The 25334-nt window shown below is 54.2% G+C and carries 20 protein-coding genes, 1 other RNA gene and 3 pseudogenes; 7 read left to right on the top strand and 17 right to left on the bottom strand.

Annotated features, from left to right (window positions below; genetic code table 11):
* Positions 1–10: 10 nt before the first annotated feature.
* The 12 genes from E8D52_12425 to E8D52_12480 all read right to left on the bottom strand — a co-directional run bounded on the left by E8D52_12425 (position 11) and on the right by E8D52_12480 (position 12270).
* A complete protein-coding gene (locus E8D52_12425; protein TKB67378.1) occupies positions 11–1033 on the bottom strand; it encodes an aspartate-semialdehyde dehydrogenase in 1023 nt (340 codons plus the stop codon).
* 7 nt (positions 1034–1040) lie between these two features.
* Positions 1041–2249: a hypothetical protein gene (locus E8D52_12430; GenBank protein TKB67379.1), complete on the bottom strand. Its 1209-nt coding sequence runs from the start codon at positions 2247–2249 to the stop codon at positions 1041–1043.
* Positions 2250–2265: 16 nt separating this feature from the next.
* A complete protein-coding gene (gene leuB / locus E8D52_12435) occupies positions 2266–3339 on the bottom strand; it encodes a 3-isopropylmalate dehydrogenase (protein ID TKB67380.1) in 1074 nt (357 codons plus the stop codon).
* Between the two features lie 35 nt (positions 3340–3374).
* Positions 3375–3737 carry a cupin domain-containing protein gene (locus E8D52_12440; protein TKB67381.1) on the bottom strand — a complete coding sequence of 121 codons (363 nt, stop codon included), beginning with the start codon at positions 3735–3737 and terminating at the stop codon, positions 3375–3377.
* A gap of 65 nt (positions 3738–3802) precedes the next feature.
* On the bottom strand, positions 3803–5350 hold the full coding sequence (locus tag E8D52_12445; GenBank protein ID TKB67382.1) for a 2-isopropylmalate synthase: 1548 nt from the start codon (positions 5348–5350) through the stop codon (positions 3803–3805).
* A gap of 453 nt (positions 5351–5803) precedes the next feature.
* Positions 5804–6610, bottom strand: a complete 807-nt coding sequence (gene pssA, locus E8D52_12450; protein TKB67383.1) for a CDP-diacylglycerol--serine O-phosphatidyltransferase — start codon at positions 6608–6610, stop codon at positions 5804–5806.
* Positions 6607–7257 carry a phosphatidylserine decarboxylase family protein gene (locus E8D52_12455; GenBank protein ID TKB67384.1) on the bottom strand — a complete coding sequence of 217 codons (651 nt, stop codon included), beginning with the start codon at positions 7255–7257 and terminating at the stop codon, positions 6607–6609. The genes pssA and E8D52_12455 overlap by 4 nt, the downstream gene beginning before the upstream one ends.
* Positions 7258–7266: 9 nt before the next feature.
* Positions 7267–8280 carry a ketol-acid reductoisomerase gene (gene ilvC / locus E8D52_12460; protein ID TKB67385.1) on the bottom strand — a complete coding sequence of 338 codons (1014 nt, stop codon included), beginning with the start codon at positions 8278–8280 and terminating at the stop codon, positions 7267–7269.
* 57 nt (positions 8281–8337) lie between these two features.
* Positions 8338–8856: an acetolactate synthase small subunit gene (gene ilvN, locus E8D52_12465; GenBank protein ID TKB67386.1), complete on the bottom strand. Its 519-nt coding sequence runs from the start codon at positions 8854–8856 to the stop codon at positions 8338–8340.
* Positions 8857–8895: 39 nt separating this feature from the next.
* Positions 8896–10671 (bottom strand): biosynthetic-type acetolactate synthase large subunit, encoded by a 1776-nt coding sequence (gene ilvB / locus E8D52_12470; protein ID TKB67387.1) that lies wholly within the window; start codon positions 10669–10671, stop codon positions 8896–8898.
* A gap of 208 nt (positions 10672–10879) precedes the next feature.
* An RNA gene (gene rnpB, locus E8D52_12475) (RNase P RNA component class A) lies at positions 10880–11306 on the bottom strand.
* A 97-nt stretch (positions 11307–11403) separates the two neighbouring features.
* A complete protein-coding gene (locus E8D52_12480; protein ID TKB67388.1) occupies positions 11404–12270 on the bottom strand; it encodes a M48 family metallopeptidase in 867 nt (288 codons plus the stop codon).
* Positions 12271–12386: 116 nt separating this feature from the next.
* On the opposite strand from E8D52_12480, the gene rnhC reads away from it, so the two are divergent.
* Complete coding sequence (gene rnhC / locus E8D52_12485; protein ID TKB67389.1) at positions 12387–13049, top strand: ribonuclease HIII; 663 nt, start codon at positions 12387–12389, stop codon at positions 13047–13049.
* A gap of 192 nt (positions 13050–13241) precedes the next feature.
* Here the strand turns inward: rnhC and E8D52_12490 are convergent, their stop codons facing one another.
* Positions 13242–14675 (bottom strand): SGNH/GDSL hydrolase family protein, encoded by a 1434-nt coding sequence (locus E8D52_12490; GenBank protein TKB67390.1) that lies wholly within the window; start codon positions 14673–14675, stop codon positions 13242–13244.
* A gap of 1118 nt (positions 14676–15793) precedes the next feature.
* Between E8D52_12490 and E8D52_12495 the strand changes: the two genes are divergently transcribed.
* Complete coding sequence (locus tag E8D52_12495; GenBank protein TKB67391.1) at positions 15794–16318, top strand: hypothetical protein; 525 nt, start codon at positions 15794–15796, stop codon at positions 16316–16318.
* 1052 nt (positions 16319–17370) lie between these two features.
* On the opposite strand, the gene E8D52_12500 is transcribed toward E8D52_12495, so the two are convergent.
* The 3 genes and pseudogenes from E8D52_12500 to E8D52_12510 all read right to left on the bottom strand — a co-directional run bounded on the left by E8D52_12500 (position 17371) and on the right by E8D52_12510 (position 18923).
* Positions 17371–17787, bottom strand: a complete 417-nt coding sequence (locus E8D52_12500; GenBank protein ID TKB67392.1) for a PIN domain-containing protein — start codon at positions 17785–17787, stop codon at positions 17371–17373.
* The gene (locus E8D52_12505; protein ID TKB67393.1) at positions 17784–18044 is read right to left on the bottom strand and encodes a hypothetical protein; all 261 of its coding nucleotides are present in this window, start codon (positions 18042–18044) and stop codon (positions 17784–17786) included. Before E8D52_12505 ends, E8D52_12500 begins: the two co-directional genes overlap by 4 nt.
* Positions 18045–18146: 102 nt before the next feature.
* Positions 18147–18923 (bottom strand): annotated as a pseudogene (locus E8D52_12510) (IS5 family transposase).
* 265 nt (positions 18924–19188) lie between these two features.
* On the opposite strand from E8D52_12510, the gene E8D52_12515 reads away from it, so the two are divergent.
* The 5 genes and pseudogenes from E8D52_12515 (at position 19189) to E8D52_12535 (ending at position 22114) form a co-directional block, all read left to right on the top strand.
* Positions 19189–19431 carry an antitoxin gene (locus tag E8D52_12515; GenBank protein ID TKB67394.1) on the top strand — a complete coding sequence of 81 codons (243 nt, stop codon included), beginning with the start codon at positions 19189–19191 and terminating at the stop codon, positions 19429–19431.
* A pseudogene (locus E8D52_12520) lies at positions 19428–19829 on the top strand (type II toxin-antitoxin system VapC family toxin). Before E8D52_12515 ends, E8D52_12520 begins: the two are co-directional and overlap by 4 nt.
* 296 nt (positions 19830–20125) lie before the next feature.
* Entirely contained in the window at positions 20126–20395 is a 270-nt protein-coding gene (locus E8D52_12525) for a DUF433 domain-containing protein (protein TKB67395.1), read from the top strand.
* 29 nt (positions 20396–20424) lie between these two features.
* Entirely contained in the window at positions 20425–20778 is a 354-nt protein-coding gene (locus E8D52_12530) for a hypothetical protein (GenBank protein ID TKB67396.1), read from the top strand.
* A gap of 1219 nt (positions 20779–21997) precedes the next feature.
* Positions 21998–22114, top strand: a pseudogene (locus tag E8D52_12535) (type II toxin-antitoxin system VapC family toxin).
* A 436-nt stretch (positions 22115–22550) separates the two neighbouring features.
* Here E8D52_12535 and E8D52_12540 read toward each other — a convergent pair.
* Complete coding sequence (locus E8D52_12540) at positions 22551–25247, bottom strand: hypothetical protein (protein ID TKB67397.1); 2697 nt, start codon at positions 25245–25247, stop codon at positions 22551–22553.
* Positions 25248–25334: the final 87 nt, after the last annotated feature.

Genomic DNA, 25334 nt, shown 5'->3' on the forward strand with positions numbered 1-25334 from the left:
GCACACAGCACTAGCCATTGACCAAACATTCTGCGATCTGAATGGCATTCAGCGCGGCTCCTTTGCGAAGATTGTCGGAGACCACCCACAGATTGAGGCCGTTCGTGATCGATTCATCCTCCCGTACGCGACCGATATAGACCTCATCTTTTCCGGTCGCATCGAGCGGCATCGGATACAGCTTCTTCACTGGATCGTCATAGACAATCACGCCGGGCATGGCGGCCAGTGCAGCACGCGCCTCGTTCGCCGTCAATGGACGCTCCAATTCAACGTTGATTGCCTCAGAATGGCAGCGCAGCACGGGAACCCGTACCGTCGTGGCGGTGACCCGAAGGCCCGGTGCATTGAGAATCTTTCGTGTTTCCTTGGCAATCTTCACCTCCTCCGAACAGTCACCCCCATCATTAAACGAGCCGATGTGCGGCAAGAGATTGAAGGCAATCTGGTGGGGATAGATTTCGATTTTGATGTCTCGAAACGCCAGGAGATCTTTGGTTTGCTCCATCAGCTCGTCCATCGCTGCCGAACCCGTCCCCGAAACGGACTGAAACGTCGTCACCACCACACGCTTCACCCCCACCGCGTCATGAAGGGGCTTGAGTGCCATCACCAACGGAGTGGTCGTACAGTTTGGAATAGCCACGATTCCTCGAGGCATCAAGCCTAATGCAGCGGCATTCACTTCGGGAACCACCAAAGGAACCTGATCATCCATCCGGAACACAGCACTATCGTCGATGACAACGATTCCAGCCGCGCCCAATCGCTGGCCATACTCTTTGCTGATGGCATCAGTAGCCGAGATAAACGCCAAATCCACTCCCTCGAACGAAGAGGATTCGGTCAGCTCTTCAACTGTCCACTCCCTGTCCTGACAGGTCATCACTTCGCCGGCTGACCGTTTAGACGCAAAAAGCCGGAGGCTGGCAAGTGGAAATTTCCGTTCCTCTAAAATCTCCAGCGTTTCTTGCCCAACCGCGCCGGTGGCTCCAAGAACGGCCACCGTATACCCTGGTTTCTTCTTGATCATGAAGCGCCTACTCCAATGCCAATACGCGAATACGATGATTAAAGGTGTCGGCCACCAGCAACGCTCCGTCGCGATCGGCAACGATACCGAATGGGTAACACAAACTTGCTTCTCGTGCGACGCCGCCATCGCCGGAATAAGATGGAACGCCTTGCCCCGCAACGCAGAAGCCCATCCCTGATTCCCAATCCCACTGCCGGATGACATGATTGTCTGAATCGGTCAGAAAGAGATGTCCCTCATGATCGAATGCAATTCCAGTCGGGCGCGAAAGACTGGCTGACGGCGCATCCGATGGCGACTCATACCGATAGACTCCGCCGTCGCCGGCCACTGTGGTCATCAACCCTGACGAGAGTTCGACGCATCGCACTCGGCCATTGAACGTATCAGCAACATAGAGCCGATCCGCCACGAGCGCCAATCCACTGGGACCGGCAAGAGAGATCTCGATCGCTCGCTTCCCATCACCATCGTACGTCGCAATCCCGTTTCCAGCAATCGTCTGAATCACACCGGTCTTGAGATCGACCATCCGTACACGATGATTGCTCTGATCAGCGATATAGAGTCGTCCCGCGTTGTCGATGGCCAGCGCCGCTGGTTCATTGAGTGCCGCCTGGTTGGCAGGACCGCCATCGCCGGAGAAGCGTGCCTGACCAGTTCCGGCCACGGTCGACATGATCCCGGTTTCAGCATCGACCATCCGCACGCGATGATTCATCGTATCAGCGATATAGAGATTCCCCTCCCGATCCACCACGACCGCCGTCGGGAAGTTGAGATGGGCACTCACCGCTGGCCCGCCGTCTCCACCATACTGTTTGGGAGACGCGACTGCGTGATTCGTCCAATACCGGACCGTTCCGCTCACATCAGCATGTTGAGTAAATTTTGCGGGACTACGTTCGCCAGCATCATCGGCCAAAGGGTCTTCATCCGTGAGTGGGACGGGAGCGTCTCGTTGTACAGCCGCATGCAGGTGCTCCCCGCCGAATGTCCCAGCTACGGTTGATAGCATACCGGTGGCACGATCGACTTTGCGAACGAGATGATTTTCGGAATCGGCGACATAGACATTCCCGTGACAATCGACCGTCACACCCTTCGGCTCGTTCAAACAGCCCTGCATTGAAGGTCCGCCATCTCCCGCACAGCCAGGTTCGCCGTTACCAGCAAGTGTTCTGATCATCCGTGTAGAAAGAATGGCAGCCATGGTTCAGCGTCGAGGACTAATTCAAGTTTCGGAGAATTGCCTCGCCCATCTCCACAGTACCAACAATCTTCCCTCCAGGGCTCTGAATATCTTTGGTTCGATAGCCAAGGTCGAGGGTTTTCACGATGGCCTGTTCGATGGCTTCCGCTTCTTGATCGAGTTGGAAGGCATACGACAGCATCATGGCAGCCGATGAGATCGTGGCGATGGGGTTCGCGATATTTTTCCCTGCGATATCCGGGGCACTCCCATGAATCGGCTCAAAGAGGCCGATCTTGGCCCCGATACTTGCCGACGGCAACATCCCGATCGAGCCGGTCAGCATCGCCGCTTCATCGCTCAGAATGTCTCCGAACATGTTATTGCAGAGCAGCACGTCGAATTGTCGGGGGTTTCGCACCAGTTGCATGGCAGCGTTATCCACATAGATATGTCCCAGTTCAACGTCCGGATAGGACGCGTGGACGTCGATGACTACCTTGCGCCACAGTTCAGATGATTCCAACACATTCGCCTTGTCGACCGAGGTGACCTTCTTGCGCCGTTTCCTCGCCGCCTCGAACGCAACCTTGGCGATTCGTCGAACCTCTTCCGTTGTATACACTTCCGTATTAACCCCTCGCTCTTCACCGTTCGGCAACTTTTCGATCCCCTTCGGTTTGCCGAAGTAGATCCCGCCGGTAAGCTCGCGGATTACGAGGATATCGATCCCCTCGACCACCTCGCGCTTCAACGTGGACGCATCCACTAAATTCGAATAGAGCTTCGCCGGCCTCAAGTTAGCATAGAGTCCTAACGCTTCCCGGATTCCGAGTAGTGCGCGTTCCGGCCGAAGGCTATACTCCAAACTCTCCCATCGAGGTCCCCCAACGGCACCCAGCAAGACGGCATCGCTTTGCTTGGCAAGCGCCAAGGTGTCATTTGGCAGCGGCACCCCCACTTTATCAATCGCCTGCCCACCGATATCAGCTGCAACAAACTCGAACGAGTGCCCATACTTCTCAGCAATGACCTTCAGAACCTTCACGGCTTCTGGAACAATCTCACGCCCAACTCCGTCGCCCGCCATTACCGCAATCTTGGCCTTCACTGTTGCTCCTTTCGATAACACAATCGGCTCATGGCCTATTCCAGTATCGTTTCATCTTCGATCCGCCAGGCCGGATCAACGAGACACAAAAACTCGATATCGGTCTCTCCACTATTTTCCACAAGCTGGTGCCCTCCTGGCGGCACATAGATGGTCGTTCCGGCTTCGATCACCGTGACGTGGTCGTCGATCGTGAAGTGGCCCCGCCCTGCAATAAAATAATAGACTTCCGACGAGACCAACACATGGCGCTTCGAGCGTTGGCCAGACGGTAATGTCCCGTGGGCTAGACTATAATTGAGGTTGAGCTGATGCTTGGCAGGGTGAAAAATCTCCCGCAAACGTGTCTCGTCTCCAGCCAGAAACTCGGGGCGATCCGCCAGCGTCACCTTGAACACGGACAAGCCCTCTCAATCCAACAGGCCTCACCACAGACAGTGAAACTGTACCGTGGAGATCCGCGTCAAATCAAGTTCACCTTCTGCTCGCCTTGCGCCTGTTTTGTCGCCAGGTAGGCCAACTTATTCAGGGCGCTGATATACGCCCGAGCAGAGGCCGTAATGATATCGGTATCGGCGCCGTGGCCTGTGACCGTCCGACCATCCTCTTGCACCCGCACTGACACTTCACCCTGTGCATCTGTTCCACCAGTGATGGCCTTCACAACATACATCAACAACTTGCTCTTCGTCTGTGTCATAGCCGCAATGGTGCGGTACACGGCATCCACCGGCCCATCACCAGTCCCGGTTTGAACAGTGGGGGTGCCGTCGATTTCCAGTTCGACTGTGGCTGTTGGAACCCGATCCGTTCCACTCGATACCTGTAGTCCCTTGAGTCCAATGCGCTCGCCCATCTTCGACAACTCTTCGGAGACAATCACCTCGAGGTCTTCCTCGAAAATCTCTTTCTTTTGATCGGCAAGTTTCTTGAACCGCTCGAAGGCATGGTTGACCTCTGCCTCGCCGAGCTTGTACCCCAACTCTTCGAGACGCTGTCGGAACGCATGACGCCCAGATAACTTACCCATCACCATTTGGCTTTCGACCAATCCGATCGATTCCGGGCGCATGATTTCATAGGTCGTCTTCTCTTTGAGCAAGCCATCCTGATGAATGCCTGACGTATGGGCAAAGGCGTTTGCCCCAACGATCGCCTTATTGGGTTGCACCACCATCCCTGTGATCTTGCTGACCAGACGACTGGTCTTCGCAATTTCCTCGGTTCGAATACGAGTATCCGCCTGATAGAAATCCGCCCTGGTACGGAGTCCCATCGCGATTTCTTCCAAGGATGTGTTCCCAGCGCGCTCTCCGATTCCGTTGATCGTACATTCCACTTGGCCGGCCCCATTCATAATCGCCGCCAAGCTGTTCCCCACTGCAACCCCCAGATCGTTGTGGCAATGGACCGAAATCACCGCGTGTTTGGCATTGGGAACCTTATCGCAAATCCCCTTGATCAGTGCGCCAAATTCTTGTGGGACGGCGTACCCTACCGTGTCAGGAATATTCACCGTGCTAGCTCCGGCAGCGATGACCGCCTCAATGACCTCGTAGAGAAACGAGGGATCTGATCGGCTCGCATCCATTGGAGAAAATTCGACATCATCCACATAACCCCGCGCCCGCTGGACCATCTCCACCGCACGCTGCTTGGCTTGCTCCCGTGTCATCCGGAACTGGTGTTTCAAATGAATATCGGACGTTGACAGGAACGTATGGATGCGAACTTTTGGCGCGCCTTTCAACGCTTCCCATGCTCGATCGATATCTTCGGGTCGAGCCCGTGCCAGACTACAGATCGTCGGTCCTTCGACCTCCTGTGCGATACGCCGCACCGCTTCAAAGTCTCCGGGCGAGCTATAGGCGAATCCTGCCTCAATAATATCGACACCAAGCCGGGCCAGTTGTTTGGCGACCATGACCTTTTCTTCCACGTTCATACTGGCGCCAGGCGATTGTTCGCCATCTCTCAAGGTCGTATCAAAAATTTTGATCATGCGTGCCATGGTTGACCTCCGATGCAAGCTGCTCAAAAATTCCTTCCGGCAAGGCCGCAAGGAGTGAGAACCCCGAGGCGTACGCGTGTGGTACGTTGAGGGGTTTGAACGACTGAGACCGCAACGGGAAGGCTTTTTCAGCAGCTTGTAAAAAACAAAAGCCTCCATCCCTATGAGACCCAGGGACGAAGGCTTGACGCACTCCGTGGTACCACCCTGATGTAGTCTGAGGACCAACTGGTCGTCAAACCCTTCATTCAGCCTCTTACGAAGGCAAGGCGGAATCTCCTACTTCATGTTCGGAGATTCGGCTCGGAGGCGAGTTCGGCGACATCTAGGCTGGTTTGCACCACCCACCAGCTCTCTTCACAACACTGATCACCCCATGTCTAGATGACTCGCGTACTACTCCTCGTCTTCGCCGTTCACAAATTTTTCAGTTTCTCCCACTGTTATCCGCCGTTATAAATTTGATTCAATCGGCGGAGGCTCGACTTTTCCGATGCTCTTTTTCCCAGCTGCAGGAGCAACCAGCGAAAAAACTCTCTCGACCGGTCCCATCAATGCATAGCCGGCAAAGATGACAAATAACATGACCGCTGGCCAAGCTGCCACCAGCATCAGCGTCAGAATACCCCAGACCAGGTAGGTAATCTGCCTGTGGCCCTTAAATTTCAGCTCTTTAAAGCTTCGATACTTGATCGTGCTGACCATTAGAAACGAAAGCGCCAACGTCATGAGCAAGACCACGATCGGCCTGACATCACCTCCCATCTTGAGGAGGTAATGATCAAAGACCACCAGTGACGCCACCACCCCGGCTGCGGCTGGGATCGCGAGACCCGTAAAGTACTTCCCATCTGCTAGCGCGACGGTAGAGTTGAATCGCGCTAACCGCACGGCGCCCATTGCCACATAGGCAAACATCACGGCCACGCCAAACGTACCCTGCCCACTTAACGCCCACGAGTAGATCAACAACCCCGGTGCGACACCAAATGACACGACATCGGACAGCGAGTCATACTCCATCCCGAACTGACTCGTACTATTAGTCAATCTGGCCGACTTGCCATCCAAAACGTCAAAAATCATGGCGACAAGAATCGCGATGGCTGCTTCCAGATAGTGACCGTTAAAAACGGACAGAATGGCGAACACGCCGCAAAATAAGTTACCGGTCGTGAAGAGGTTTGGAATGAGATGCATAGCGGCTTTCCGCCGTTTCCCATCTTTCCCGAACGAGTTTTTGAAGCCTGCCGTTTTCATGGCAACTCTCCAATAATGGTTTCGCCGCCTTTCACACGATCACCCACCGCCACCCGAATCTTTGTACCTATCGGAAGGAACGTATCCATGCGCGACCCGAACCGGATCAAGCCATATCGCTCACCACGTATCGCCTGCTCCCGATCCGAGATCCAACAGACGATTCGCCGAGCGATCAGCCCCGCGACTTGCACACACAACACCTTGATGCCGTTGTGCGTCTTGATCATCACAGCGTTCTGTTCGTTCCGCAGCGTTGCATCCGGCTTGCTCGCAACCAAAAACAACCCCGGCTGATACTGAATACCTTCCACGACCCCATCGCAAGGCATACGGTTAATGTGGACATCGAAGACATTCAAAAAGATCGTAAGCCTGACACTACGTTCTTTCAGGTAGCGGGGCTCAAACTCTTCCTCGATGGCGATCACCTTGCCATCGCCGGGTGCAACAATCAGATTGGGACCTTGTGGGATCACTCGGGCCGGGTTTCGAAAAAACCAGGCAGAGAACAGCGTTGCAATCCCACCAAGAAACGCAACAACCGGCCATCCCAGCCATGCTGTCAAGAGTGTAACGCCGACAGGAGCTGCAATGAAGGGAATTCCTTCTTTGGCAAAGGGAACACCGACAGCACGATCCGCCACGGAACAACCTCAGTTCTTCGTCTTATCGACGAGTTGATCTTTCTTGAGCCACGGCATCATTCCACGCAGCTTCGCACCAACCGCCTCGATGGGATGCGTCTCGCCTTTGGCAAGCAACGCATTGTACACCGGTCGATTGGCTTGATTCTCCAAGACCCACTCCCTGGCAAACCGCCCGGTCTGGATTTCATCCAAAATCTTCTTCATCTCCTGCTTCGTCTGTTCAGTCACCACACGCGGGCCTCGCGTCACATCGCCATACTTCGCCGTCGTGCTGATCGAGTAGCGCATATTGGCAATCCCACCCTGATAGATCAAATCAACGATCAGCTTGACCTCGTGCAAACATTCAAAATACGCCATTTCTGGCGAGTACCCAGCTTCGACCAAGGTTTCATACCCGGCCTGGATCAACGACGTCAGTCCTCCGCAAAGCACTGCCTGTTCGCCAAATAAATCGGTCTCAGTTTCTTCGCGGAAATTCGTTTCAATGACACCAGCTCGTCCACCGCCGATCGCACTCGCATACGCCAATCCAACCTGTCTCGTGGTCCCACTGGGGTCCTGATGAATCGCAAGGAGACACGGAACCCCGCTGCCCTTCGTATATTCTGAACGGACGAGGTGTCCTGGCCCCTTGGGAGCAACCATGAAGACATTAATTGAAGGCGGAGGCACAATTTGGCCAAAGTGAATGTTGAATCCATGCCCAAACGCCAGATATGCTCCCGGTTTGAGATTGGGTGCGATATCCTGCCGGTAGATAGACGCTTGCGCTTCATCCGGAGCAAGAATCATGATGACATCCGAGGCCTTCACCGCATCGGCAACCGGCATAACTTTGAGTCCACTCTGCTCTGCTTTCTTCCATGAGGCGCCTTCTCGCAAGCCGATCACGACAGTCACACCGCTCTCTTTCATATTGAGCGCATGCGCATGTCCCTGGCTGCCATAGCCGATCACGGCAACCTTCTTGTTTCGAATCTGTTGGATATCGGCATCCTTATCGTAAGAGATATTCATGACTCACCCTTTCCATCATCCTTCAATAATATCGAAAGTTACGTACGTCGCAGAACGCTACTCACGAGCGATTTTCTTCGCCTGAGAGACAGCGGGACGGACCGGCTCACGTGCAACGGCGACCCGACCGGTACGGATCAAATCCTTGATCCCAAGCGGCTGTAACAAGTTGATAATCGCTTCAACCTTCTTGGGATCTCCGGAGACTTCGATCGTGTAGGTACTCGGGGTCGAATCGATCACATTCGCTCGAAAGATATCCACGATCCTGAGCGCTTCGGCTCTATCCGCATCCTTCGTATGGACCTTGATAATCGCCGTCTCTCGTGAGACAAACTCCGTCTCATTCAAATCCACGACCTTGATGACATCAATGAGTTTATTCAGCTGCTTCACGATCTGCTCAATAATCCGCTCATCACCCGACGTCACAATCGTCATCTGAGACATGGATGGATCAAGCGTCGGAGCGACTGACAGGCTCTCGATATTGAACCCACGGCCGCTGAATAATCCTGCAACCCGTGATAAGACGCCAAATTTATTTTCAACTGTTACTGAAATAATATGTTCCATGCAACGCTTTCAGCTGATAGTCGTTTGCCGACAGTTTCCCTATGCCGTGAGGACCGTATCTTTATCCTCCGGCGTCACCTTTCCTGCACCAGCCTGCTTCTTCTTCAACTCCGGTGGATCTTCCAGGAGCATCTCATGGTTGCAACCACCGGCCGGGATCATCGGATAACAATTCTCGTATGGGTACGTCGGCACATCGACAATGACAGGTTTATCGGTCGCCATGGCTTCTTTCAGGACGGCATCGAGGTCTCCGACCTTCTTGACCCGCAATCCCACTGCACCATAGGCTTCCGCCAGTTTCACGAAATCCGGAGTCGTACCAAGATCGCTCGACGCGTAGCGCCCTTCATAGAACAGGTCCTGCCATTGGCGAACCATGCCGTGAAAACCATTGTTCAAGATGATGATCTTCACCGGCAACTTACTGATGATCGCCGTGGCCATTTCCTGCATATTCATCTGAATGCTACCGTCTCCTGCGATACACAAGACCAGTCGGTTCCGGAACGCCGCTTGGGCCCCCATTGCGGCAGGGAATCCGAACCCCATCGTGCCAAGCCCGCCCGAGGTCAACCATCGATTTGGCTTTGCCAACTTGAAATACTGTGCGGCCCACATCTGATGTTGTCCGACATCAGTTGCCACAATCGGATCTCGATCCCTCGTCAATTCATAGAGCCGCTTCACCACCTGCTGCGGCTTGATCGGTCCATCTTGCTCTTGGTGATACGTCAAGGGATGAGCCTGCTGCCACTCGTGTATTTGATCCCACCAGGGCTTCCGAAGGTCCTTCTGTTCCCCATTCACCGTCGCACGCAGGATCTGGTTCAACTCCCGGAGCACCGTCTTACAGTCGCCCACAATCGGAATATCGACATTGATATTTTTCCGAATGGAAGTCGGATCGATATCGACATGAATCACTTTCGCATAAGGACAGAACTCCGCCACCTTCCCCGTCACTCGATCATCGAATCGCGCGCCAACGGCGATCACCAGATCGGAATAATGCATGGCCATGTTGGCTTCATAGGTGCCATGCATCCCCAGCATCCCCAGCGAGAGAGGATGCTCTCCAGGAAACACCCCGAGTCCCATCAGCGTCATGTCCACCGGAATGTGGGTCATCTCAGCCAATTCAAGCAGTTCCTGTGAAGCGCCTGAAAAACCGACACCGCCGCCGACATAGAGAATCGGCTTCTTGGCTTTCGTGATGGCTTCAGCCGCCTGCTTGATTTGCCACTTATTTCCTTCGTAGGTCGGATTATAGCCACGGATGGATACCGAATTCGGATAGGCAAATTCCGCTTTGGCCATCGAGACATCTTTAGGAATATCGACGAGGACCGGACCAGGTCGACCGGTCGTCGCGATATAAAACGCCTCTTTGATCGTAGCGGCTAAGTCGTTGACGTCCTTTACAAGGAAATTGTACTTCGTGCAGGGTCGACTCAAGCCGATGTTGTCCGCTTCTTGAAAGGCATCATTTCCGATCAAACTGGTTGGAACTTGTCCACTGAAACAGACGAGCGGCACCGAATCCATGTACGCATCGGCCAACGCAGTAATGACGTTGGTCATGCCGGGTCCGGAGGTGACCAGGCAGACGCCTGCCTTTCCCGTCGCCTTCGCGTAGCCCTCCGCCATATGGCCAGCACCCTGCTCATGGCGTGTCAAAATCACTTCAATGTCTTTTTGTTGATGGAGTGTATCGAAAATCTTCAGGACGACGCCGCCGGGAAGTGCAAAGAGCGTCTTCACGCCTTCCCGCTTCAGACACTCGATGAAGATTTCAGCACCGGTGAGCTTCATAACAACCCTCCCTACAACTGCATGAGACGATCTGCCGTAAATAATCAGATATCAAAAGGACACGTCCAGCGGAGGACGCATCATCATGCAGAAATATCTTTAAAATCAAGGGGAAAGATTCGAGATCCTAGCATCCCCATCAAGACCCGTCAATACAGCGCCACGTGAATCACCGAGAGCACTGGCCACGAGGCGTTTGAGAAGAAGCGTGAGCGGAAGACCTATAAGCCGGATTCTGTCCCGCAAAGAGGTTGCCCTCTTTACCTGGATGATCATTTCTCTGGGATTCGAGTTACTTCGAACCTCAAGCGACCTACCCGAAGACCTCGACCGGGCCAGTCGGCGCACAAGAGTCCGTGAGGAGCCCTGTACATGTCTTCCTATTTGGCCTTGCACCGGGCGACGCTTACCGTGCCGTTGGTGTCACCACCCCCGCGGTGGGCTCTTACCCCACCGTTTCATCCTTACCTGAGCCGCCGCAACCAGATCGAATCTCGTTGCCTTGGCCATCGGCGGTTTGTTTTCTGTGGTGCTGGTGTCGGATCGCTCCGCCTGGGAGTTACCCAGCGCCCTGCCCATGGAGTCCGGACTTTCCTCTCGATACCGAAGCACCGAGCGACCATCCAGTCTTCCACCCACGCCTACTCAGTATAAAGGACCAGGATCGGTCGCGACAAGCAGACCGGCTTAGGTGTATTCGACGAATGGTCGATTAGGATAGGGCGAGGCCCGTTATCGTACACCCACGTCCGGCAACGGAGCCGCCGGGACAGGTGTCCGCTTCTGATAAATAGCCATGGCCTCCGGCATCCACTCCTTCAATTGGTCGATTCTGGTATCGTTGCTGGGATGGGTGGAGAGAAACTCCGATTGTCCTCCACCACCCGACGCTTGTCCCATTCGTTCCCAGAGTGCCACCGATTCGCGCGGGTCATAGCCGGCATCGGCCGCCAGGAGAATCCCCACATAATCAGCCTCAGATTCATGCTTGCGACTGAACGGAAGCAAGACACCGACCTGTGCACCCGCACCCAGTGCCGCCATCGTGGCTTGACCGAGCATCGGATTCCCCCCACTAATCCCAATGGCAGCACCGATGACCTTCAGCCCAATATTCGTGGCCTGCCCCTGACTCATACGCTCGGCCCCATGACGAGCCAGCGCATGCACCACTTCATGGCCCATCACCGCCGCCAGCCCGGCTTCCGTCTTGGCCATGGGGAAGATGCCGGTGTAGACCGCCATCTTCCCGCCAGGTAGCGCAAAGGCATTCGCGGTCTTGTCGTCCTTGATCACCGTCACTTCCCACTGAAACTGTTGGGCCAGCTGGGCATACTTCGAGCGCTTTGCGGCTTCGACGATGCGTGCGGCAACCCGTTTCACCGGTTCGACCTCACGGGGATCCTGTGACGGCCGCATCTTGGGATCCGTCTTCACCTGATTGTAGGCCTGGGCACCCATCTGCATCTCTTGATTCATCGATGTCATGAGCAATTGTGACCGGCCCGTGTAAGGATTGGTCTCACATCCGACTAACCCGGTCCCTGCTACCAGAAGACAGGTGATTGTCGTCACATTCATGAGTCGCGGAGTATGCATGTTCCATTTCTCCAACCACATACGTTTCTTCTTGATCTCTGCGGATTGACCACTAGGCATTCGATTGATAGATTACCGTCCCCCAACGCAGGATTTCTAGGTGGTATAGGAACATCATGAGCGAGCCGCGTGTTCACAACAAAATCGAGCGTATCGGCATCGACGAGTCCGGCAAGGGCGATTACTTTGGCCCCCTCGTCATCGCCGCCGTGTTTGTTGACGCCACGACACAGGGGGAACTCAGGCTCATGCAGGTCCGGGATAGCAAGAAGATTTCGGACGGGCGGATTCTTGAGATGGCTCCCGACATCAAAACCATCTGCCCGCACAGTGTCATCGCGATCGGGCCGCAGAAGTACAACGAGCTTTATGCGAAAATCCGCAATCTGAATCGCCTCCTGGCCTGGGGTCACGCCAAAGCACTTGAAACCCTGCTCGAACGAGTGACCTGCGAGCGAGCCATCTCCGATCAATTCGGCAACGAGCGGTTGATTCTGAATGTGCTGCAGGAAAAGGGGCGAAAGATCGTGCTGGAACAGCGGACGAAAGCGGAATCGGACTTGGCCGTAGCCGCCGCTTCGATCTTGGCTCGCGCTGAATTTTTGCTTCGATTGAACCGCCTCTCCAGCGAAGTCGGTACTACCCTGCCCAAAGGCGCCTCGCCAACTGTCGAACTCGCCGCGAAAATGATCATCAAGAAACATGGGCAGGACCGGCTGGGGTCAGTGGCAAAACTGCATTTCAAAACGACGAAGGCCGTGCTGGCGGGGCCGAGTTAGATCATTTCCACCGCCTCATAATCCGGGTCCATCGCTGTATGGTGAGATCTTTATGGCAGCCGTCCCATCATGGTGAGGCAACTGCGGGGGAGCAGAGAGAACGATGCGTACCAACCTATTCGGAAGATTCGACCATTCCTCGTTACAATTCAACGCTGAACGGTTCTGGCAATTGAGGAAAAACCAGTTAGCTCACAAGGTCTGAGTGACAATATCATTGATGGCCTGCTGCATACATTTCGCAACCGCTGCATTGCCTTGTGGCGAATAGTGACGCCCCGGAAGCATCAGCTTCGTGGAATCCACATCCAATAAACATGGGGTGGGGTCAACGTATGCAAGACCAGCCCGTTCAAGCACTTGCTTACCACGTGAACCTAGTTTCCGAAGCTCTCCCCTGCCTGGGAAAAACACCACGAGAGGGGTCGCCCCGTCCTGCTGGACCGACTGTACGAATGCCTTCAAGATCGATGCATTGACTGATATCAGCGCTTCCTCAGAATGGTCAGGGTGGACTGACCATGGAGAAAATAGAGAGGTGAAGAGCCGACCCAAATAGGAGACATGGTAGAACCGCTCACGCCATTCGGACTCCTTATATCTTAGCTGATACTCGATCTTGGGCAACTCGAAAATTGATCCTTTTGCAAAGATGTCTTCAGGAGGCAAGGGAGACGGATTGATATTGATAAGTTCTTCCCCACGCATAATGAAACGGGGTGATGAAAAAGGATATTCCCACTCATGATTACCCAGAAACGGGTACACCCACAAGGTCCGTTCAAGATCATGAGAGATGAAGCCAAGGACCACAACTTTCGGCTTCCACTTGCGGACATCCTTCTGGTATCGCAGGAGCATTTGGTCTAAACCATATCCTGGCACCCCGAAATTCACGACGCGGAACTGAGAACCTAGCATCTGATCTAAGAAATGCCCATAGGTGTCTTCATATCGTACTTCATCGCCGAAGGTATACGAGTCGCCTACCACCGCAATAGTCGTCTGCCCTGTCTGCCTAGGAATTACCGCGCCCTCATGTGGAACGCGGAGCCCCTCAGAGTCGGACCAATAGAGCCCGTCTCCGCCACGTCTGTTTGGTCCAACCGTCCATCCGAGGACATCATCGTGTACGAGCAAAGAAGGGGCGCTCTGGGTTTGATCGAGCAATTTACCATAGCGGGCCTTGGTCTCTTCCCAACTCTTTGGTTTCAGCACCAATGCCCCTCCTACTGCTTCGAACTGGAAGTAATCCCTAACAGCTGCCCTCACTACGATCTCGCCGGTCATAAGAATGAGGACCACGGTAACGAGGTTCATCGCCACAACCATCGGAACATGGCGGGAAGGTGATCGCTTGTGCTCTCGATACCGGTAAAGAATACCTATGCCGCCCGCAAGAAAGCCAACGACAGCACCTAGAAATACCAGCCCTGGTCGGGCGGAGAGAAACACCTCAAAAGTCCTCTCACCTTTCAGATACAGAGCCGTTAATATGGCAGCAAACGACATTTCGGCCAGGCAGAGAGCGCCAAAAAAAAGTGAATCCCGCCGTGAAGGAGAGAGAGCTGCTGTCTCTTGTTCAACCGCGGCCTCTCTTTTCTCACCAAACCGTGCGTACTTCATCGTCGCCTCTGGATGATCTCGACTGTCATTTCGTCTCCCACTGTCCGCAGGGTACCCTCACCACCTTCGCACCATCACCCAACACACCTTATTAAATATTGAGCACAAACCATACCGCTCATACGTGCTACCGTCTTGGCATCACCTGTTTTGCCTTAAATCATTGAAACCTTTGATCTCATAGCGAGTAGAACCACTGGACGAAGAAGCCCACTGTGGCATGCCACTCATGAAGAACGCGTATGCCGTTTCATACAACTTTTCTAGCGCCCTGCGTCCAGACCGGTGATGCAGAACAATCTGTGGCGCACACTGAATGAATCTTACCCGTGTATATCGGAGCGGGAGACTGATGATTACGAAACAAAATAGCCAATCACTTTCTCTTGTTACGCAAGATACGCAGATGAATGAAACCAGTTCCGGTACAGTTGTCTGATATCGTCATAGTTTCGTGGGACTGCCTTAAACCCATTTTCCCTTGCCCGTCATACCTTTGTTTTATGAGCATTGCACTCATCGATCATGCGTACCGGAGCCTCAGCCTTTCGGCGGCCAAATCTTCCTTCCTGGTACATATGCTAAACAATTGCGGTCACGGAACGAACATTTCAACGGTGCGATATGCAACTGAACGCGCTTGCTAATGCGACACTCCCCCAGCTTGCCTGGGTGGCAGAGGTTGACCGTCTGAGTGAACGGGTAACTCTGCGGCATGGCCCTCGCGTCGAAGTGCGCTCGACCTTCTTCATCGAAGGTGTCTGGAACGGCCCATTTCATGCCGGAGCGTTTGGCGACACCGACTGCATGTTTGGAACCGGCGCCATTCTTGACTCAGACTCGATCCGCTTCGTGCCGAGCGCGTCCACGGCCGACTCGCTGTATTACAAGCAGGATAGCTCGCACATCACCATATCCAATTCATTACCCCTCTTGCTGAGCTCCATCGGGGACGCTCTCGATCCTCGCTGTTTGGAATACCCAGACATTTGCGATTCAATCATGGCCGGAATCAACCACTATCGACGAGACATTCCAACTCAAAAGGGAATGTCCACCGCCAGCTATACCGGAATCTACATGTCTCTCGGGAGAGGGTCTGGGAATCAGATAAGCGAATGCCACCGAAATTCGCCAATTTTAAGGATTACCGAGATTACTTACGAGATACGTACGCCCTGATTGTGGCCAATGCGCGAGATCCTGCCAGAACCAAACCGCTGGAAATCCTGTCGACTCAGTCCACAGGGTACGATACTACGGCGGTCAATGCGCTCGCTGGACCCTATGGAATCGCAAAAGTCTTTACCATTACGACGGCTAAGACCAGTGGGCATCTTGCCCATCAAGAAAGCGACGAGGGGCCTGATGATGATGGAAGTGCCATTTGCAAGTCGCTTGGTCTCCCATGCATTCCAATCAACAGACGGGCGTTTGCCGGAGAATTCAAAGACGAACACTGGTTTTACTGTGCGCTCTTCCATAATCAAGATGCGAACCTGTTGGAGATCGGCAAGCACATTTCACAGGTAAGCGTGCTCCTGACTGGACAAGGAGGCTTGATCTGGTCCTCGGATGTATCCAAAGGCCAGCCACTCGATCAAAACTCAGAGCTCAGCAGAAAGGATTCGGGGGGGGGCTAGGCATCGCTGAATGGCGGTTGGTCGTCGGTTTTGTCCATCTGCCGTTGCCATACATCGGAGCCAGACGAGGGTTGGACATCGTCAAGATCACTAATTCATCCGAGATGGATCCCTGGCGCTTGAGAAAGGTCTATGACCGGCCGATCGCCAGGCGGATTGCTGAAGAGGCCGGGGCTCCGAGAGCATTCTTTGGTCAACACAAGCTGGGATCGGTAGTAATTTCCCCTCAACCAGCGATTCCACAGGACACAATGCTACGGAACGAGTTTTTTCAGTATCTGGTGGGCGAAAAGATTATGACAAGATCCGCCATCATGTTCTGGCCATTCGTGCGATGGGTCAACTCAATTCTCCTGATGAGGTCAAAAAAGCGCTACGCGGTCGTCTATTACACAGAACGTGTTGTTTCGATGCTCATCAGACAGCCTTTTCGTTTCAAGCGAATGTGGTCGAAGCTCAACGGTACGCTGTATTGTTTCTGCGTGAATCGTGCAGCAGCAATATACAAGGAACTCCATCTGAGGCAATAAAGGACGTATTGGTTTTTGAGCGTTGCACCGTAGAAGTCCGAGTGAATCTCAGACCGAATCTCCCCCCTTCAAAGTTCACCGACTTGTTTTTTGATGCTTGGGATAATTCCACGACTGGTTCTGCCTCCCAGTGTTGACGCCTTGTCATGCTCCTCGACATCCACACCCCTGGGATGATGTCGATGTCCATAAACATCGGCTGGCTGCTGAGTTGGTCCATGAGGAATTCGGCTAGTTAGCTGCAGGGTCAAATCTTGTATCGTGCATGACCAACTTTCTCTGGATTCACACAGTGAATTGACATGTCTGACACTATTCCATTGAGTTTGTGCGATCGAAGTGAACGCATCTCATGGTTCTTTTGGCTACAGGATCAGTCGAAATTTATGATCCTACATTCATCACTATTGCGCATGAGACGGCCCGACGCAATACGAACGAATGGAGCACCTACGCTGCCTGTGCATCCACCCATCGGTGAAAAGGTCCGCCCCACGCTTGCGGAGTCACGCTCCTCTCTCCTTATAAACCTAGATGGATCTTGAGCCTGGTCGTAGTCCAGCATTGAATGCCTGGCAAACGTTCGAACGCGCGGTCGTTCGACCAAATTCCCTCATGCTCTTCTGCCAGCGCTACTGCGACAAAGGGGACATCGTTTGGATCAATGGCGCCAATCAATGCGTCCGCCTCTGCGAGATATGGTGCGAGACGTTCAAAGGGAACGACCGTAACGGATGTCAGGAGAAGCGTCAGTAACACGTCGAGCTCGTCTCCTTTGAGCCGAGTGGCACGGACAATTTTATTTCGATGTGTTGCGAGCTCATCAAGGGCAAAAGCAGGAAGAAGAAACTCAAAATCAGGAAGGAGCAGAATGCGTCTTGTGATCGAGTCTTTAATGAGTGCGGCGATCAGAATATTCGTATCGAGAACCAGTCTCATGCATTCGAGACCTTGGCATAACGACGCCGCAACCCTACCTTCACGGATCTGGCAAGGTCTTTGGCTGCAGCCTCAGTCAGCGCGCTCCGAGAGGCAAGACGATCTGCCAGCGCCACCTGGCGTGCATACTGCCACAACGCTTGCTCAGCCACGCGAGCCCATGGGATTTCCCGGTGACGCTTGAGAATCGTGTCCAGTTCAGCTGGAACATCAATAACGACCTTCGACCGTGCTCCGCTGTTAGGCTTACGGCTCATCGGGATACTCCTTCTCGAGTACTGCAACTGGAGTTATTATGATGCCGATTTTAACACAGTTCCCGGAAAGTTAAATCGAACTGAACTCTCTAGATACTGTAATCACGAGATGTTGAGCCAGAGCGCGAGGCAGGCGATGTGCGTGGCGGCAAGGAAAGAGGCGCTGTTTTTAGCGTAGCGGGTAGCGATACCCCGCCATCTTTTCAGATGTAGGAAAGCATTTTCAACCAGGTGGCGCAGCTTATAGAGGTCTTCGTCATACGGCCTTTGCACGGTGCGGTTTTTCTTTGGCGGGATGACGACGTTCATGCCCCGTGCTCGCGCCAGCGCAAGGATCGCATCGGTGTCATAGCCTTTGTCCGCAATCAGATGACCGGCGGCCAGCCTGCGTGCAATCTGCTGCGGGACCTTGTGTAACAAGGACTCTGACCGGCATACCATGCGCATCCACGGCCAGATGTATCTTGGTGTTGAGCCCCCTTTTGTGCGGCCCATCTCCTGATTGCCGCCTTTGGCGCCCGCCGCATGGGGGTGAACCTTGCAATGGCTGGCATCGATCATGAGCCATTCGTAATCCGGTTCGTCAATCAGAACGTCCAGCAGGTTTTCCCATACACCCTTGTCCCGCCAGCGGATAAACCGGCGATGCGTATTGCTCCAATCCCCCAGGTCAGGCGGCAAATCCCGCCACGGCGCACCGGTGCGGATGATCCAGAACACGGCGTTGATAAACAAACGGTTGTCTCTCGCAATGCCTCCCCATACGCCTTCGCGTCCGGGCAGATGCGGCCCCAGTAATTTCCATGTTTCATCAGATATATCGTGGCGGCGGTGGGCAGGGATCACCTTTTTCATGAGAGCCTCCTTCGTTGGCCTCATGATTCTCTCACATCTTCAATCTCGTGACTACACTATCTAGCTCGCCTCTTCCTCGCCACGCACGATATGCCCTTTCTTTCGGACGAGAGCTGCTCAGCGAGCCGACGAATGGGTCTGTTTCGCACCGCGAAAATGTTTGATTGCAAGACGAGACCCCAGATTATGCTCGGATAGTATACTTGAAGGTCGGACTTGACCGGACACTACTGCTCGGTCAGCATCCATAGTGGTAGCATAGTGGATGCTCAATGAGAGGGGGGTGAGTATGGCAACCTTGACCATCAAGAATATTCCGGAACCGGTGGTGACGCGACTCAAGCAACAAGCGGCCGCGCAGCATCGAAGCCTAAATTTTCAGGTTATCTCGTTTCTTGAGCAAATGACCCACAGTGTCCCGGTTGATGCGGATGCGTTGTTGGCCCGTGCTCGGGCGCTTCGTCGCGCACCGAAAGGAGTCAACGTGACGGATCGGCCCTTAGAAGAACTGAACGTGGTCGGTCGGCCATGATCGTGGCCGATACGAATCTCCTGATTTATCTGTATGTCTAAGGGCACCGGACGGCTGAGAGCGAAGCCGTGCTGCAGCGCGACCTCTCCTGGGCAGTTCCATTGCTCTGGCGATCCAAATGTCGGAATGTGCTGATCGGGCTTGTCCGCAGGGATGTGCTGTCATTGGAGGCAGTATCGGCCATCCTCGAAGAAGCAGAACGGCGGCTGCCTGGCCATGAGTACAGTGTCATGTCCCATCACGTGCTGAGCCTCGCGGCGCAATCCGGCTGTTCGGCGTACGATTGCGAGTTTGTTGCCTTGGCGCAAGATTTACGGGTGCCTTTGGTGACGACTGACCGGCAGATTCTTAAGGTATTTCCCACCGTGGCGGCTTCACCAACCGCGTTTGTCGGCTGAGTGTGGGCATGCATCGGCTCCAACCTTGGCGTTGAATTCTTCTTGGCTGCAATCCTGTTCCCCTGCCTGTAGTCCTTGCCACTCACCAGTGGCCAGAATGGGGCGGCCAATGATGCTCGATTGCAAGATGTGACCCTCATCAATTGCCAAGCGAAACAAGTCAATAGTCATGCCTGACGCCATTCTAGTTCTTACTGTCTGATTCCACTTTGGTACGAAGCGGACATTTCTAAATTGGATTGACAGACATCGACATCCCTATTGCTTGGCCGGTTCGCATGGGATACACTTAAAATATGCCTGCAGTTGTCCATCCCCATATCGCTACAGATCCCAACATCTGTGGTGGAAGTCCGCGCATTGAAGGAACGCGAATCACGGTACGAACCATTGTGATCTATGCGCTGCACCACGGGCAGACCCCAGAAGAGCTGCTCACCCACTATCCTCACATCAGTCTCGCATCAATTTACGATGCGCTGTCCTATTATTACGACAATCGTGACGCAATCGATAAAGACATTGCTGAGCATCTGTCAGCCCCAGAAATTGATTCACGCTCATAATCCCACACCTCGTATTTCTTCATGATTGAATGAAATTCTATCTGGATGAACATATCCACCTAACCATGGCCTCGTTGCTTCACGCACGCGGCATCGACTGCATCACGACACGAGACGCAGGGAATTTTGGTTTTTCCGATGAAGCACAATTGGCTTTTGCCACAAGCCAAGGACGAGCGATCCTCACCTTCAACCATAAAGACTTCCTCCTGCTCGCCAAGCAATGGCACGAAACAGGACGTTCCCACGCCGGTATTATTCTTTCCAAAGAACTCCCCATTCCTAACCTCATCCGTCGTCTCCACCGATTCATTACCTACTACGCGACGAGGGATCTCACAAACTGTGTCATCTGGCTCCCCAGCATCCCACATCACTCCTGAAATTGAGAGACTCTTTTACTGCTGATGAGTTTCCCAAATGGCAGCCTCCTCTGCGCTCTCACGATCTCTTCGTTTTCTTCTTGACGGTCAAACACAGATTCCAGACTCCTTTAATGTTCCACTTCGCCTGACGGTGATGGCCAATCGATAGACGTTCTCCATGAGGCATACGGCGCAGTTATTGACTGGCGTATAAAACATTCCCGACCCCTTTGTTTCGTGGCGGTTTCACCAACCGCGTTTGTTGGCTGAGTGTGAGAATGCATCGACTCCAACCTTGGCGTTGAATTCTTCTTGGCTGCAATCATGTTCCCCTGCCTGTAGTCCTTGCCACTCACCATTGGCCAGAATGGGGTGGCCAGTGATACTCGATTGCAAGATGCGACCCTCATCAATTGCCAAGCGAAACAAGTCAATAGTCATGTCTGACACCATTTCATGCCTTTGGTCACCCGAGTAGCTTTGGGGGTCTCGATTGGCTGGTGCGATTGCATCAACAGACTCATCAAGTGTTGGTCAGCATGCACGATGCACGGCGGGCAAATCCGAAAGCGTAGAGCGCGAATGAGAAATATTGCATTACAAGACTTGACCCTACTGTTTCGTTCTCTTGTCCCCCAGACACCAACTCCACCATCAAACATACCGCCTAGTTGTGCGCCTCTCCCCAAGACACCAATGCCGTTAGGTTTGTCACTTGTTCCGACAACCCCGGATCCACCCCCAGAATTGTTTCCCCAGACCCCACCTTGATTCTTAGACTCTCCTTGAACACCATATCTACCGGAGCCATACACACCCGCTTGAATCGGTGCTTGCCCTGGCACAACATCAACTGCGGCGGTTATAGAGCCATGACGTCCCGTTACCCCTGCCACGTCATTTTTTGTAGAGGTACCGGAGAGGGGAGTGCCCTGTTGGATCCCAACAAGGTCTATTGGAACAGCAGCGTCAACGGGGATATGGGGGACCAGGGGGATGACCGGCTTGCAATTAATGTTAAGACGACCAAATTCATTGGGCATGATTGAACTCCTTAAAAGTTTGAGAAATGTAAACTGCAGGGTCAAATTTTGTACTGTATGCGACCAACTTTCTACGAATTCACAGCGTCAATCGTCAGGCCTGATACCATTCTACTGCCAACGGTTTCACCATGGGCTCGGACTAGCTCATAGCATGCACAGAACAAGATCTGACCCTAATCACATGACCCTCCGATTGCGAGTTTGTTGCCTTGGCGCAAGATTTACGGGTGCCTTTGGTGACGACTGACCGGCAGATTCTTAAGGCATTTCCCACCGTGGCGGTTTCACCAACCGCGTTTGTCAGCTGAGTGTGGGAATGCATCGGCTCCAACCTTGGCGTTGAATTCTTCTTGGCTGCAATCATGGTCCCCGGCCTGTAGTCCTTGCCACTCGCCATTGGCCAGAATCGGGCGGCCAATGATACTCGATGGCAAGATGCGACCCTTATCAATTGCCACAGCCGACGGTGAATGTTTTACTGTTGGCTTACCTTCCCCTCTTTGATCCTCTCTTCATTGCAGTAATCTGTCTTGGCTTTAGTCAATAGTAATGCCAGACCCTGGAGTCTCCATACCAGATCACCCATGTCTCATTGATGAGTGGCTCTCGTTTGCGTAATTCTGGATAACCCCAGCACCAGACCGATGCGACTAAGTTCTGTCATGCCTCCGGGCAGATGGAGGCCACTCTCACGGGTGCCGAACATCCGGAAGTGGCCTCCATCCCAATTGCACCAGTCTCAGGTTAGACACCGTGGCCGAAGTCGTTATCGATCGTGTTCAGCAGCCATCCGCCAAAACGCGTGCCATTAGGCGCCATGGTAGGGGCGGCCATTGTTGTTCCAGCCTGTTCGAGGATGCCGACGCCCCACGGACTTGTTACGAGGATCTCAGCGCGAAGGTCCGCATCGTAATCTGCACAGGTGGCGAGCCGATTATCTCCCGTATTCAGCAGCCAACCGCCAAACCTTGTGCCGTTGGGCGCCATCATGGGTGCCGTCAGCGTGCTGCCAGCCAACTTGAGGATGCCAACGCCCCATGGGCTCGTGACGAGGATCTCAGCATGGCGATCACCATCAAAGTCGCCAGCACGGCCGAACGAGTTGTCTGCGGTATTGAGTAACCATCCACCGAAGCGTGTGCCGTTGGGCGCCATCATCGGAACCGAGAAACTGTCGCCTGACAATTTCAAGATACCGATGCCCCAAGGGCTGGTGACCACAATCTCGATGCGCCCGTCGCCGTCAAAATCGCCGACTGGACCGAAGGAGTTATCCCCCGTATTGAGCAGCCAGCCGCCAAAGCGCGTGCCGTTGGGCGCCATCATCGACATCGTCATTGTGCCTCCAGATAGCTTCATGACGCCAATTCCCCAGGGACTTGTCACGAGAATCTCTGCCTGGCCATCGCCGTCGAAATCGCCGATCGGGCCGAAGGAGTTATCTCCCGTATTCAGTAGCCAGCCACCGAAGCGGGTGCCGTTAGGCGCCATCATCGGCGCAGCCATGGTCGCACCAGACTGTTTCAGCACGCCTATGCCCCAGGGACTCGCAACCAGGAGTTCGCTCTTGCCGTCTCCATCAAAATCGCCTGCCGGGCCGAAGGAGTTATCTCCCGTATTGAGCAGCCAGCCACCGAAGCGGGTGCCGTTGGGGGCCATCATCGGCGCAGCCATGGTTGCACCTGACTGTTTCAGCACACCAATACCCCAGGGGCTCGACGCAAGGATTTCCGCACGCCCGTCGCCATCGTAGTCCCCAGCGGGACCGAAATGGTTGTCGCCTGTGTTGAGCAGCCAGCCGCCGAAGCGGGTGCCGTTGGGGGCCATGGTTGGTGCTCCCATCGAAGAGCCTGCCTGTTCCAGGATTCCCATTCCCCACGGACTTGTAATCAGAATCTCGGCCCGGCGGTCACCATCATAATCGGCGCTGAGAGACTGATATCGCGCCGCCTCGGGGATAAGTTCACGTAAATTCGGCCGCGTGCCGATGCGCTGGCTCGCGGGCCGGCCGGGAGCGTCCTGCTGCGGTGAACCACATGCCCGGACCAGCAACCGGGCACTCGCTGAGTTGAGACGCCGGTGCCCGCGCGCCCGAAGCACGCCCTGCGTGGCAGCAAGAGCCCCAACCACCACCGGTGAGGCACTTGAGGTACCATTAAACCGGTTTGTATACCAAAGATCCTGGTTTGAACCGCCCTGGAGATCCCCATAGCCGGTAGTGGTGACCTCCTCGCCCCAGCCCTGCACGTCCACGCGAGCCCCGTAATTCGAGAAGTCGAGGCGAGAACGGTCCGGTCCGTGGTCCCGGCCATGTGTTCCCGGCGGCGGCGCTCCCGCGCCTACTACAACCGCACCCGACGATGGATTGCTCGTGTTAAATGGGTTCGTCCAATTCACTGGGAAGCCAGCTGGCCGAGTGCTATAGATCGGGTCGTCGAGATTCTGGAAACCATTGCCCGCAGCCTCCACCACGATGATGCCCTTCAACACCGCATAGCGAATAGCCGCGAAGTCGTCTGGCCACCACTCAATGGCGATGAACCCCAGTTGCCCCTGCGGCGGATTGGGTGTGTTGGGTCCAGGGCGGTGAATTTCTAGCAAGATGATGTCGCCTGCACTCAGCTTGTCGGCGGCAGACTTAATTGCCTGCGGGCTCGACTGATCGTCGAAAGATGACGCGCTAATTGTCGCGTCTGGCGCGATACCCGTGATCCCGATTGGGTTTCGATCGCCGCTGATAACGCCAATGACGGCAGTGCCATGGTCGATGTCTCTCTGCCTGGCGGTGGTGCTGGTGCCGGCCACTACTCCACCCTGATTCTGCAGAAGATCCTCGTGAGTGAAACGCCACCCCCATTCGCAGTCGATTATCTTGACTCCTGAACCACCTCCACCAGGAACGGTCCAGGCGAATGGTGCATCGATGCCGCCTGGCGTTGCCGCGAGATAGCCTTGGCTCGCAACGAAGTTGGGTGTGATTGCAGGTGGATCACCCACGTCCGGTTGCATATCATTCATGCTTTGACTTAATTGCGCTCCCGCGGCGGTCGGCGGCGCGCCTGCCGGTTTCACGTAGGCAGCTTCAATCAAGTCATGAGCTAGAAGCTCGCTGGCGAGGCGGTCGAGCTGGTCCTCCGCAGCAGCAATCCGGTAAAACAGCGGCAGATCAAGAACGGGCTGGGTGTTTGGGATAGCATCTCTTTGGAGAGGCTCGATGAAGGCCTCCACATGAGCTTGGATGCGATCTTCGCTGAGGCCAAACAGGGGGTGCATTACTGCACCATGGGAAGAAAGCAGGGATGAGAGCGAGGTTGTATCCGCTCCAGCTGCTGACGCGACGCCTGCGCTACGCGCACGCAGACCTGCCTCGCGCTTAGCAAGTATAACCAACTCGGGACTGTTGCCTCTTCCTTGAGATGAGATGTGGATGACTTGTGGCATTTTCGATTTCTCCTTTTGGGCGTTTTATAAAGGGGCGGTTTCAAGTTCCAAGTGCAACGGGTGAATGGGAGCGGAGTTCCGCATAAA

Origin of the sequence: Nitrospira sp., from assembly GCA_005116745.1 — a bacterium.
GTDB lineage: Bacteria > Nitrospirota > Nitrospiria > Nitrospirales > Nitrospiraceae > Nitrospira_D.

Coding starts and splice junctions, on each gene's coding strand:
- E8D52_12425 (TKB67378.1), bottom strand. CDS start 1,033: ATGATCAAGAAGAAACCAGGGTATACGGTGGCCGTTCTTGGAGCCACC.
- E8D52_12430 (TKB67379.1), bottom strand. CDS start 2,249: ATGGCTGCCATTCTTTCTACACGGATGATCAGAACACTTGCTGGTAAC.
- E8D52_12445 (TKB67382.1), bottom strand. CDS start 5,350: ATGGCACGCATGATCAAAATTTTTGATACGACCTTGAGAGATGGCGAA.
- pssA (TKB67383.1), bottom strand. CDS start 6,610: ATGAAAACGGCAGGCTTCAAAAACTCGTTCGGGAAAGATGGGAAACGG.
- ilvC (TKB67385.1), bottom strand. CDS start 8,280: ATGAATATCTCTTACGATAAGGATGCCGATATCCAACAGATTCGAAAC.
- ilvN (TKB67386.1), bottom strand. CDS start 8,856: ATGGAACATATTATTTCAGTAACAGTTGAAAATAAATTTGGCGTCTTA.
- ilvB (TKB67387.1), bottom strand. CDS start 10,671: ATGAAGCTCACCGGTGCTGAAATCTTCATCGAGTGTCTGAAGCGGGAA.
- E8D52_12480 (TKB67388.1), bottom strand. CDS start 12,270: ATGCATACTCCGCGACTCATGAATGTGACGACAATCACCTGTCTTCTG.
- rnhC (TKB67389.1), top strand. CDS start 12,387: ATGAGCGAGCCGCGTGTTCACAACAAAATCGAGCGTATCGGCATCGAC.
- E8D52_12490 (TKB67390.1), bottom strand. CDS start 14,675: ATGAAGTACGCACGGTTTGGTGAGAAAAGAGAGGCCGCGGTTGAACAA.
- E8D52_12495 (TKB67391.1), top strand. CDS start 15,794: ATGCCACCGAAATTCGCCAATTTTAAGGATTACCGAGATTACTTACGA.
- E8D52_12500 (TKB67392.1), bottom strand. CDS start 17,787: ATGAGACTGGTTCTCGATACGAATATTCTGATCGCCGCACTCATTAAA.
- E8D52_12505 (TKB67393.1), bottom strand. CDS start 18,044: ATGAGCCGTAAGCCTAACAGCGGAGCACGGTCGAAGGTCGTTATTGAT.
- E8D52_12515 (TKB67394.1), top strand. CDS start 19,189: ATGGCAACCTTGACCATCAAGAATATTCCGGAACCGGTGGTGACGCGA.
- E8D52_12525 (TKB67395.1), top strand. CDS start 20,126: ATGCCTGCAGTTGTCCATCCCCATATCGCTACAGATCCCAACATCTGT.
- E8D52_12530 (TKB67396.1), top strand. CDS start 20,425: ATGAAATTCTATCTGGATGAACATATCCACCTAACCATGGCCTCGTTG.
- E8D52_12540 (TKB67397.1), bottom strand. CDS start 25,247: ATGCCACAAGTCATCCACATCTCATCTCAAGGAAGAGGCAACAGTCCC.